This is a genomic window from Fundicoccus ignavus (genome assembly GCF_009659375.1).
GTDB lineage: Bacteria > Bacillota > Bacilli > Lactobacillales > Aerococcaceae > Fundicoccus > Fundicoccus ignavus.
In genome coordinates this window covers 1-12,159 of the sequence record NZ_WJQT01000037.1, presented here as the reverse complement: position 1 = coordinate 12,159, position 12,159 = coordinate 1, and the positions used below count along the sequence as shown (strand labels likewise).

11 protein-coding genes and 1 pseudogene are annotated in these 12,159 nt (G+C 41.3%); all 12 read right to left on the bottom strand.

From position 1 onward, the window contains the following. Positions 1–649 precede the first annotated feature (649 nt). Entirely contained in the window at positions 650–1,069 is a 420-nt protein-coding gene (locus GF867_RS13360) for a hypothetical protein (protein WP_153833588.1), read from the bottom strand. Between the two features lie 211 nt (positions 1,070–1,280). Continuing rightward, on the bottom strand, positions 1,281–1,721 hold the full coding sequence (locus GF867_RS13355) for a GNAT family N-acetyltransferase (RefSeq protein WP_153833587.1): 441 nt from the start codon (positions 1,719–1,721) through the stop codon (positions 1,281–1,283). Positions 1,722–1,837: 116 nt separating this feature from the next. Continuing rightward, positions 1,838–3,067 carry an ABC transporter permease gene (locus GF867_RS13350; protein WP_153833586.1) on the bottom strand — a complete coding sequence of 410 codons (1,230 nt, stop codon included), beginning with the start codon at positions 3,065–3,067 and terminating at the stop codon, positions 1,838–1,840. A 1-nt stretch (position 3,068) separates the two neighbouring features. Next, entirely contained in the window at positions 3,069–3,860 is a 792-nt protein-coding gene (locus GF867_RS13345) for an ABC transporter ATP-binding protein (RefSeq protein WP_366927846.1), read from the bottom strand. Positions 3,861–3,866: 6 nt separating this feature from the next. Beyond that, a complete protein-coding gene (locus GF867_RS13340; RefSeq protein ID WP_153833585.1) occupies positions 3,867–5,207 on the bottom strand; it encodes an efflux RND transporter periplasmic adaptor subunit in 1,341 nt (446 codons plus the stop codon). Between the two features lie 74 nt (positions 5,208–5,281). Beyond that, positions 5,282–7,261, bottom strand: a complete 1,980-nt coding sequence (locus tag GF867_RS13335) for an FtsX-like permease family protein (protein ID WP_153833584.1) — start codon at positions 7,259–7,261, stop codon at positions 5,282–5,284. A 2-nt stretch (positions 7,262–7,263) separates the two neighbouring features. After that, positions 7,264–8,025 (bottom strand): ABC transporter ATP-binding protein, encoded by a 762-nt coding sequence (locus GF867_RS13330; protein ID WP_216650309.1) that lies wholly within the window; start codon positions 8,023–8,025, stop codon positions 7,264–7,266. 110 nt (positions 8,026–8,135) lie between these two features. After that, positions 8,136–9,161 carry a sensor histidine kinase gene (locus GF867_RS13325; RefSeq protein ID WP_153833583.1) on the bottom strand — a complete coding sequence of 342 codons (1,026 nt, stop codon included), beginning with the start codon at positions 9,159–9,161 and terminating at the stop codon, positions 8,136–8,138. Continuing rightward, positions 9,142–9,819: a response regulator transcription factor gene (locus GF867_RS13320; protein WP_153833582.1), complete on the bottom strand. Its 678-nt coding sequence runs from the start codon at positions 9,817–9,819 to the stop codon at positions 9,142–9,144. The genes GF867_RS13325 and GF867_RS13320 overlap by 20 nt, the downstream gene beginning before the upstream one ends. Positions 9,820–9,911: 92 nt before the next feature. Next, positions 9,912–10,769, bottom strand: coding sequence for a fructosamine kinase family protein (locus GF867_RS13315; RefSeq protein WP_153833581.1), 858 nt, complete (start codon positions 10,767–10,769; stop codon positions 9,912–9,914). Between the two features lie 159 nt (positions 10,770–10,928). Continuing rightward, a pseudogene (locus GF867_RS13310) lies at positions 10,929–11,441 on the bottom strand (SDR family NAD(P)-dependent oxidoreductase); the annotation flags it as partial. Positions 11,442–11,536: 95 nt separating this feature from the next. Then, positions 11,537–12,159, bottom strand: a 623-nt coding sequence (locus GF867_RS13305) for an IS3 family transposase (RefSeq protein WP_153833579.1), incomplete at its 5' end; no start/stop codon positions are given.

Genomic DNA, 12,159 nt, shown 5'->3' with positions numbered 1-12,159 from the left:
TAACCAGTCAATCCCAGATTCAAATTGATCTTTTTGTTGATAATAGAGCGCTCTTAACTCGTCAGTGTAACGAATCTGCGATTGTGTGACTGATAAGATATAAGGAGATAATCTTAATTGATCGATAGTTTCTTGTGTTAATATGTGTTTGGCCATCGTATGGACTCCTTTGTTTAAAATGCTTCATAATGAAATACTGGATAAAATACACGCTAAGCTTTTATTTAGCTGTCTAGCTAAAGATGTGGCCTTGTCGAACGTGTCCGTTAGAAAAGCTGGACGAGTTAGCAGTGTCTGAAAAAACAAGCACCTTATTCGCTTGTGTCTATTCAAACAAGCTAGCCTTTTTATTAGTGTACAGATAATATATCTATCTTATTCCACGCTGTCTATGTTTTTATGAGGCCGTAAAAATCACTGTCCATTCTATAGGGTCCATTTTACCCAGACTTAGCCCTCATTCAGCTTAGATCAGCTAGCAAAAGCCTCTACCTAGCTATCGCGTGCTGCTAATCATCGAGATTCAGTATAATTTCAAGTCGCTTCTTATTATAATCGTCGCGAACCTCGGTGAGTGACACCTTTATCTTTCTTGCAAGAAAAAACAGCCGTGTCCCCTAAAGGTTCACGACTATCATTCTTTCTACACTTAAACTAAAAAGCCAACTTGAGCCGCCACTAAAAACAATTGCGCTAAGCCGATCACTTTACTAATTTCATTGATTCCCAGGGCTTCTGTAATAGTTTCAGCTTTCTTAATGCGCTTGATTCCGTCAAGATAATCAAACATCACCACCGCCGTCAGCAAAAAACTCGCTAACAAAGGGATAGGATTCCCGTAGAAGTAAATGATCGACACAATACAATAGGGAATGTACATGATACTGGTGATACTAGAAATTTTGCGCGCAAACTGCTTCTGTTCGTTCAACTTTTCCTTGCCCATCCTTTTGAATATGTCCTCAAATTCTGTTTTTTCGTCCTCGCTCATGTGCTTCATCATCGACAAAGACTGAGCACTCATCCAAGCAATAATAATCGCCTGGAGTAATAAATAAATTTTAACCATAATTGCCTCCTGTATGACTCTATTATACTCATTCAGGCGGAGAATAAACAGCTTACTTATAAAATGAAATATCTGTAGACAAACAAGCCCCATAAGGTAATGAGCAGTTTGACAAGTTGCTCAAATCATTTCATTGCAATACTCATTCCTTCATTGGTCAAAATAGGGCTTACCGCCAGCTGGCTAAGTGACCTATTTTGCCTGGTTTAAATTATAGGTCTTTAGCTAGGCGGATCATGTCACGACACTGGATGCCGTTCTCGAAAATCGGCATAGGATAATGGCGAATAAAGAACTCATGGTCTACGCTCGTTTGTTTGAAGCCCATCTTCTGATAGAGCCTTAACGGTCCAACACTTGAATTACCTGTCCCAACTTCCATTCGCTTGAAGCCGGCATTCTTGGCGATTTTCAATGCGTGACTGATTAATTGCTGGCCGAGTCCACGCCCTTGTGCTTCTGGAGCGACGGCCACATTTTTCAATTCTATTGTTTCTTGATCAAGTGGCAGCAAGACATACACACCAAGGTCCTGTGCTAGATAACATTCGCCTTGCCCCAGATAGCTCTGGATGCTTTCCAAAGACGGGTCCGCTAACAATAATAAAGCCATCGGCGCTGTTTCTTTTGCTTGCAATTTTCTTATATCCATAGAATATCTTCCTTTCAATCGGTCGCTTCTATTCATGCTAATTGTAAAAAGTTCGTAGATAATAGTCAACAAAACCCCTCTAAGCCAGAGGGGTTGTGCCTAAAGGGAGGTGATACCTATCTTAAAATATCCACGACGTTTTTACGGGCGGCCGTGCGTGCTGGAAAGACGCTGAAAATCAGTCCAATAATCACGGACACGCTAACGCTGACCAAAGCTGTTTGAAAATCGATGATGGCTGAAAAGGGAAGAAAGCCACTAATTAAAAAGGCTAAGCCGATTCCCATTAAATAGCCGATGACACCACCTAAAGCAGTGATGGCGATGCCTTCGAGTAGAAATTGCCACGTAATACTGCGACGAGTGGCGCCTAAGGAACGGCGGATACCAATTTCTTTGGTTCGTTCCGAAACGGAGATATACATCATATTCATAACGCCGACACCAGCGATGAATAAAGAAATACTGGCAACAGCAGATACAAATAAGGTGATCATGCTCAGAGTGCTACCAATCTGTTCCATCATTTCTGAACTATCGTAAAAGCGATAATCCCCCCTATCAAAGGCTGACCCTTCGGTTATCAAGTAATCATAAATTTGTTGGTTGATTGCTTTCATATTCGAGTCCGGTTCAAAGTAAACGATGATTTCCCATTCATTAGCTTTTTGCGGGTTATAGCGTTGATAAGTCGTTGAGGGAATTTCGATTTGACTCTTCGTGACAAAGAGGACACCTGAATTGCCGCCAACTGGGGCTTCTTGAACAGCCGATTCACTATCGTAAACACCGATAATTGTATAGTCTTGTTTATCTAACTGGATCGACTTATGCAAAGCTAAACCGGGTTTTTCAAATAAATCGGTGGCTGCCGCAAGATTAATAATCGCATAGCGTTGATTATTCTGGAAATCTGCTAGCGATAAGTTTCGTCCGCTAACCATCCTATATTGGCTAGCATCGACCAAACTGACATCGTAAGATTCGCTTTTGCCGCTAAAAGTAGCCTCCATATAACGCACTTTCTCTTCTTGTGTTTCAACAACTTCAACTTCGTCTACACCTGATATCTTACTAATTGCCGCCAGATCGTCTTTAGTAAAAGGATTAAAGCGACTGTAATCAATTGCCTCACTTGTTGGATAGAAGTAAAAAGCTTGATTCGAACGGCCTTGGGCATCTTTGGCGAGATCATTTAAGGTTTTTTGTTGGAAACCATTACCGAGACTCATAATCGTAATAACCGCTGCAATCCCGATAATAATTCCAATCATTGTCAAGAAGGTGCGACGGCCATTTAGACGCAAGGTGATTAGCGAGGATTTTAATACTTCACTGATTCTCATACTAAACCCTACTTTCTTCTGGCTGTGTTTGTGGTTGCTTGGTTATTTCCGATCCGTCAATTACGTCGTCGGCTGCCGCTTCGACTGACGATGCATTGCTTTGGATTTGACCATCGACGATACGAATGTGCCTGGTGGCGAAACGTTGCATGTTAGGGTCATGCGTGACCATGATTATCGTCACACCGTCTTCAGCGTGTAACTTAGACAAGATAGCCATAATCGCAGCAGAAGTTTTCGTATCTAAAGCACCGGTCGGTTCATCCGCAATAATGAATTCCGGCTGATTGACCAAGACTCGGGCAATGGCCACTCTTTGTTTTTGCCCCCCTGAAAGTTGCGACGGTTTTTGTTTCAGCTTATCACCCAAGCCGACTCTATCTAAAGCCGTTTGAACAAGCTCTTTCGTTTCTTTTGCTCGTAAACCTTTATAAATTAAAGGCAGACGAACATTTTCTTCTACCGTCATATTGCCGATTAAGTTAAAGTCTTGAAAGACAAAACCGACGATTTGATTACGTAATTTCGAAATTTGTTGATCGGTTCTTTGTTCAATTGGTTGACCCTCGAAGAGATAATCACCTTCAAACTCATGATCCAGGAAGCCCAACACATTAATGAGCGTGGATTTTCCTGAACCAGACGGTCCCATAATTGAGACAAAATCATTGCGATAAATCGTTAAATCAATCGAGTTTAAGACATGTAATGGCTGATCACCCGTTTGGTAATATTTATTGAGCTGTTTGATTTCAATCAAGGGAGCAACCTCTGTTGTTCTAGTCTTTTCCACTAAACATCACCAACTATCCTGGTTAGTTTCAGCCGATAAATCGGTTGTCACCATTTGTCCGTCGACTAATTCATACGGGTTTAAGAGAAGAATATCGCCCGCTGATAATTCACGCAAGACCACCCGCTGCGTCCCTTGACGTTCAATTGTCACGGCCACTTTCTCTGCGATTCCTTCGCGGTAAACAAAGACATAGGTTTGGTCATCTGCTTCAATAATCGATTCGACTGGTAACACCACGCCAGGTAATTTAATCCCTATTTTGACAGAGAAACCTGGTTGAATGGCTTCTGCTGCTGAAATCATAAAGTTGAAATCGGCTCCTTTGCTGCTCGTCACGGTCGGCGTAAGGTCAGTCTTTCCTGTGGTATTGTTGTTACCACTGTCTGGAATTTGATCAAAACTAATAATTTCGCCAGCGATGTCGCGGTCTTCTGCATTGACATATAAAGAAACCGGACGGCCTTCTTCTAAGGTATAAAACTCATATTCACTAGCCGTTCCTGTGACAGACACTTCATCGCTGACGATACGAATAAAGGCTACTTGAGTATTGTCCTTTCCTTCTTCATTTAAGACAACTGTCCCATCACTTTTAGCTAAGACACGACCCTGTTGCTTTTCTTGCAGGCGAATCAACTTGATTTCGAGATCCTCAATCGCTTCATTCACTTGGCGAATTTGGTCCTTCATGCCTTCAACTGTCGGATCGCCACTAGTATAAGCATTGGCCTCACCATCTGCTAGTGAATAGTTGCCTATTTCTTCCTCGATATAATAGCCTTGTTTACCAGACGGGTCCCAGTAACCTGAAATGCGGTCGCCTTGATAATTATATAAAGCGCCTGTATAGTCACTCAACTGCTTAATCAAGACTTCGCGTTGGTTATAGGTACGCGTTTGTTCGCGCATCAAGTCTTCAATCTCATGTTGCGTTTCTACTGCTTTTTGTTCATAGGTATACAATAAATCATTCTTTTTCACGAATTGACCATCACGCACTTTAACCGTCGCGATATCACCTTTTTCTTTATCATAGAAATAAGCTTGATTGGTTTGTAATTGAGCGATTCCGCTTAAGGTTACCGGATCTTGTTCATATAAGGTAAAGGTCGAATAGACATGATTTTCTTCTGTTTGACTACCGTCTTGATTGCCTTGACCCTTGTCTCCTGAGACTTCCACCAAAGCAGCTGGGGCATCTTCCATCACTACGCCACTGGTTGTAAGTGGCGATGTCCCTCGGCCTGATCCGACGAAAAAGACTGAACGGATTAAAAATCCAAGCACCAGTAATACCAGTAGTAAACTCGCGACAATCGCGATTAATTTTTCCTTTTCTTTCATACAGCACTCCTTTTAAAAAAACGATCCTTCCGCTAGAAACAGAGGAATCGTATTTTGTCATAAATTAACTTTAATTATTCTACAATGTCTAAGTAAGCTTTTGATGTGCCTTTATAGATTAGCCAGTAAATCGCCATAAAGATCAAAGCAACACTCGCAATTGAGACCCAAACGATGGTCGTATTGGCGACACCTAACAAAGCTAACAGTTTATTCAGAATCGGAAAGGCGAAGAGGGTATGAATGACTGCGACCATAATCGGTAAGAAGAATAACCACAGCACTTGTGCATTGGTCGCCTTCTTAGTCATTTCACGACTCAAGCCCACTTTCTGCATAATCTGGATTCGTTCACGGTCCGCCATCCCTTCAGAGATTTGCTTAAAGTAAGTAATCAAAATCGTTCCAATTAGGAATAAACCACCTAAGAAAATACCTAGGAATAATAAACCGCCGTTCATGATATACCATTCTTCATGCTGATCAGAACGGGCTTGGTAGTAAAAATCATAGTCTGCTTGATAACTATCTAGGAAGGCATGCAGCTCCTGGCTATACTGCTTATCTTCAGCTTGACTGGCTTCATTTAAGTTATAGCCTAAAGACGCATTGTATTTCAAAGGAAATTCATCTTCTTTAGTCAAGCTGTTCAAACGGTCAACCGCTTGGACAGTTGGCATCACAAGCATATTTAATTCATATAAAGATTCATAGTTTTTCAAACTTTCTGGAATCTCATCAATGACTTTGACCGCATAAGTTTGCCCCCAAACAGTTAAATTTTCTGGCGCTGCCTTGTCTTTTGAGCTATAAAAACCAAGTTCATCATCCGCAAGCTGCAAATTAGTCCCTGCTAATTGATAAAAATCCATCTGTGGCAGTAATCTAATATCCCAAGACTCGCTCGTAAAACTATAGTCACTTTGGAGTAATTCATTATTTTCAATACTCCCCATTAGATTAACCATTCGAATGAGTGTCAAGTCCGTGACTTGACGCCCTCTTTCAGCCGAAAAATTTTGAACCGCTCCTTGCATATCGCCCAATTGTTCAGTCAATAACTCACCACTTTGATCTGAACTAATAATTGTCACACTGTGTTCGGTGGGTGACAGTGCCTCTAGCGTTTTTTCAGTTCCGACATACATGCTGAGAGTTGTTGAAACTGCCACAATCACCATCGTTGATAGGATACTAATGTTGGCTAAGCCGACCGCATGAGCTTTCATTCGGTACAGCATGCCTGAAATCGAAATGAAGGGACCAGGCTGATAATATAAGCCTTTATTGCGCTTCATTAGTTTTAAAATAATGATCGAACCGGCTGTAAACAAACCGTAAGTTCCGATAATGACCAGAATAATCGCTAAAAATAAATTGACGAAGACTTTTACATCTTCAGTCGTAAAAGATAACCAGTAGCCCGCTCCCACAAATAATAGGCCTGTTAAAAAGATTAACCACGAGCCTTTTGGTTCACGTTCGCCGGCTGAACTTTCTTTCAATAAGTGAATGGGTTTGGCTCGAATAATTCGCAGCACATTGAAAAAAAACAACAAGGTAAAGATGCCCGCAAAGACTAAGACAGTCAATAAAACTGATTTGGGCGCGAAAGCAAATTCCATCGGCACCGGCAATTGCATCAAATAGTTTATAAACAAGAAGTTTAAATAACCAAACACAATTCCAACGATAACGCCTAACAGAATACTTCCACACGCCACCAAGCTATTTTCCAAAAACATCACACGAACTAAATGTTTCTTCTCTAAACCAAGGACACTATATAAGCCGAGTTCTTTCTGGCGCGTTTTCTGAATCACACTATTGGTGTAAATCAGGAAGATGACAGAGAATAAACCAATCACCGTGAAACCAATCGTAATTAAAGCGGACAAGCTACTGTTGTTTTGCACAAAGTCAATTTCCAGTAAAGAAATCATCATAAAGAACATGGCGGTTGTGATTGCTGCAGCCACTATAAAGGGACCATAAAACTTACGGTTTGATTTTAAATTTCGAACGGCCATCCGTAGAAAAAATTTAAAACCCATCACTATTCACCTCGGTCCAAACTGACAAAAAGCGCTTGACTAATTTGATTCGTGAATTGATCAGGATTTTGGTTACCACGGTATAATTCATGGTAAACCCGGCCATCGCGAATGAATAAGACGCGGCTTGAATGACTGGCAGCTTTGACGCTATGCGTCACCATTAAAATGGTTTGACCCGCTTGGTGGATTCTTTCAAAGAGTTGTAATAACTCTTGACTCGACCTTGAGTCTAAAGCACCAGTTGGCTCATCGGCTAAAACAAGTTGTGGCTGTGTAATTAAAGCTCTCGCGACAGCTGCTCTTTGTTTTTGCCCCCCGGACACTTCATAAGGATAGTTATCCAATAATTGTTCAATCCCCAACTGTTGGGCAAGTGGTTGCAGTAGTTCTTCCATAATTTTATAAGGGGTATTAGCCAAAACTAAAGGCAACAGAATATTGTCTTTTAGACTAAAGTTATCTAGTAAGTTGAAATCTTGAAACACAAAGCCTAATTGTTCACGACGGAACCCGGATAAGTCTGTCTGTTTAATTTTCGATAAGGCTTTACCTGCTAACAGAATTTCACCTTCACTCGGGACATCCAACGTCGATAATAAATTCAGCAAAGTTGTTTTCCCTGAGCCTGATTCACCCATAATGGAAACAAATTCACCTTTCACGACTGAAAAGTCGACATCTTTCAAGGCAATCGTCTCGTTTGTTCCTAAGCGGTTTTTATATACTTTTTTCAAATGTTGCACTTCTAATAAGGCCATCATTTAATCCTCCTCTTTAATAACTACCCTTATCTTATCCTGTTTAGAAGAATAGAGCATTCATTGATCCTTACAATATAAAAGAAAACCTTACATTTTTGTAAGGTTCAAAGTTAATCAAATAATTCGATGGCGTCGCGCCGAGTCTCCAGGTAAACAAGTGTTCCTTTACCAACCTCTGATTCAATCAGTAAACTATAATTGAGTCGCTGACAAATCTTACGCGCCAGGAATAAACCCAGTCCAGTCGACTTATCTTGCATGCGACCATTCAAACCGCTATAACCCTTCTCAAAAATCTTCGGCAAGTCATTAGGATGAATGCCAATGCCGGTATCTTTAATGAGAATTTTAGTTGCGTCTTCGACTGCAATGGTAATTTCCCCACCAGCTGGTGTATATTTGAGCGCATTGGATAGAATTTGTTCCAAGAGGACTTGTAGCCATTTAGCATCAGACAAGACGGTCAGATTTAATGGCGAATAGTTGATTTGGATATGATTGTAAATAAATAGACTGGCATAATTCTTCAAGATATTTCTAATTAAAGGATCAACCTCGACTGAAGTCAAATCAAGTTCATGACCGGTATCTGCTAACTTTAAATAGTTCAGTCCCATATGCGTGTAGTCATTCAAGTAAATTAGTTCATGCTTGATTTTTTGACTACTGTGCTCAATCGTAGCTTCTTGTTGCAGAATCAAGCTAATACTCGAAATCGGTGTTTTAATTTGGTGCAACCATAAGGTGAAGTAATCTTTCTGTTCTTCAAGATGTTGTTGAAATTCTTGGCGCTCAAGCGCATGTTTTTTTAATAGGACTTCATATTGAGTGATGTAAGTTTGCATAATTAGGTCTTTGTCATCGACCTGTTTGCGAATCGTTAAGATAGAACTTTCATCCAATTGTCGCAATGCGAGATATTTTCGTTTTAAAAGATACCATTGTTTGATTAGCCAAACGCCCAACACCAGACCGGATAGGCCAATTGCATAGGAGCTGGCAATTAGTGGAAAGTCTAAGAATAATAATAGAATTGTAAAAATGGCACTCGTCAGAGCCCAGAAAATTAAAGGGTATTTGGCAAAATATATTAATGCACTAATTTTGTGTTTGTTACTAATCGATTCCCACTCCATAGCCGACTCCTTTTTTCGTTTTGATCATGTTCGTTTGACCGATTTCTGTGAATTTCTTGCGCAAACGAGTGATGTTGACAGCCAATGTATTATCGTCGATAAAACTTTCATCCTCCCAGAGGTGCATCATGATCGCCTCACGGGTCACGAAGGTGCCCTTGTGCTGAAAGAGAATCTCGATGATTCGTAGTTCGTTGCGGGTCAAATCGACAGCTTCCTCACCAACTGTCAGGCGCGATTCGTTAGCCCTGAGAACGACTTGGCCGACGCTCATAAATTGAAGGGGCTCGTTGAAATCATAAGTGCGGCGCAGGAGTGCTTGAACTTTGGCCGTCACAATCGACAGCTGAAATGGCTTTTGAATGTAATCATCTCCTCCGAGTTGGATGGCCATCACAAGGTCCATCGTTTCGTCGCGCGAGGTCACAAAGATAATTGGAATTTGTGAAAGTTTGCGGATTTCCTGGCACCAGTGATAGCCATTAAAGGCTGGTAAATTAACGTCTAATAGGACGAGTTGCGGTTCAAACTCTAGAAAATCTGCCATCACATCGTGAAAACTTGTCACACAGTGAACGTGATAGTCCCATTTTTCGAGTTCAGTTTGGAGCGCTTGTTGGATGATACAGTCGTCTTCCACAATCATAAGTTTAAACATAGTATGCCTACTTTCTTTTGCTTTATGTTTGAATCATTTGGCATATCATAACCTAAAGTTAAGCCCTTTACGCCGAACTTAAGGTGTATTAATTACTTGTCCGCTAAAATATCGGCGAGTTCACGTTCAACACTTAAGGCATAAGTCGTGCCGAATTTATCTAAGTGAACCATCAATAAATAGAGGCGGTAATATTTGATGCGCTCCTGCCAGCCAGATTCAAGTGGATAGGCGGCTTGATAGGCGTCGTAAAATTCTTGGTTAAAACCGCCGAAGACTGTCGTGATGCCTATGTCGAATTCCCGGTCGCCGTAAAAGGGTGACGGATCGAATAGCGCAGGACTGGCGTCTGCTAGAAACATAAAGTTGCCGCTCCACAGATCGCCATGTAATAAAGAGGCCTCGCATTTATGTTCAGCCAACTTTGTCAGAATGTGGTGGCGAACAGCTTCATACTGCTTGACTTCTTTTGGTGTCCAACGGCCTTTAGTAACCAGTGCGTCGCGCAAGCCATCGAGGCGGCGTTCAACAAAGAGTTCGCTCCAAGAAGACGTCCACTGATTATCAAAGCTAATCGCAGCCCCATGATGGGGTAAATGAAAGCCAAATTGCCCATTTGCTGAGTGTTGTTTGTGTAACCTAGCCACCAGTTTACCAAGTTCCTTTTGGCTGCCTTGCCCTTCTTCTAGATATTCTAAGACTAAGTAAGCATCATTTTCGATAGTTCCGCTAGCAATCACTTTAGGAGCACGTATGCCACTCGCTTCAAATGCGTGTAGACCCGCTATTTCGGAGGCAAAAAACGCTTCGTTTCGTTGCGCTTGGACTAGTAGAAAGTAATCCTTGTTGTCTCCTTTCAAGCGGTAGGTTTGATTGACATCGCCACCTCGTACCTCTTGTATTTCGCGTATGCCGTCGATCGGCAAAGCGCCTAACCACTTAGCATCCATCTTAGCCTCCCTTCCTTTCATCGCTTTTTTCTATTATACCTAATTAGTAACTCTTATCACAAAAAATAGCCCTTCATCACGGAGGTCAATTATATGAGCGTGATTGAATTCGCGCTCAAACAAATAGAGTTAACTTCGTCAGACTCCGATTCCCACTAGCTAATCCGTCAACTTATCCTTAATTTTATTTACAATCCCTTCAATAGGGGAAGTAGCAGGTTCTATCTCCATCGATTTTTGAACGAGGTCATGACGTTGGCCTAACTCATCATCCGTCTTACGGCTCCATAAGTCTTTTTGTCGTTTCTTTATAAGAGCTGCCATTGCCTTAGGTATAACATTACGATATGACGTTGCCTCACTTGTGACTACTTTTACCGCTGCTTTCAGAGCTTTCTCTGGATCCAACTGTTCATAAGGAAAAGCTAACTGCTCATAGTCGAAAATTCGTTTCGAAGGGTCATCTTGCCACGTACGCCAAGTTTCAAATTCCCGATCATTGAAGCCTGTTAAATACGGTCCGGGATTTATCGTCGCGACTTGCACACCGAATTCTTGCAACTCCTTACTGAGTGATTCAGCAAAACCTTCTAGGGCAAACTTCGAGCCGCCATAAGATCCTGACAAGGGATCTGCCATCAAACCTGAAACCGACGACATGAAGATAATTTTTCCGCGCCCTTTAAATTGGACCCTTAGTCAAGGACATTTTTCAAAACGGCCTCTCTTTTTTAAAAACCTCCCTTTTATAAGGTTTAACCTTCAATTTACATTGCACTTTCATTCACATCACAAGTTCTGACTGCTGGAATTTCTGGTGTTTCAATTAAATCAGCTAATGGATAATAGCCTGTTGTCACAAATTCATAGTATTGACGAGGAGCTAATTTAGCTAAGCCCCATTGGTAGCGATCATGGTTGTAATAGTTCATATAGTGATCGATAGCTGCTTCTAATGCTTCAAATGTCTGGCATCCTGCGATATCTACTTCGTCTTTCATATGACCATAGAATGATTCTTGAGGGGCATTATCCCAACAGTTACCACGTCGAGACATCGATTGAATCAGGTCATGATCCTCAAGTAGTTCTTGGAATCTCATACTCGTGTAGTGTGAACCTTGATCTGAATGGATAATCGCCTCATGATTCAACGTCATGCCTTCTTCTTCAATTAACTGATTAATCGTGGCGAGGACGAATTCAACTTCTAAAGAAGCGCTGAGTTGGTACGCTAAGATTTCATTTGTATAAGCATCTTTGATGGTGGATAAATAAGCTCGCTTATCCTGACCATATAAGCAATAAGTAATGTCTGTTAATAAAACAGTTCGTGGACCAAAGGCTTTGAACTGTCGTTGAACGAGATTCGGTTTGATGGAATGTTCTT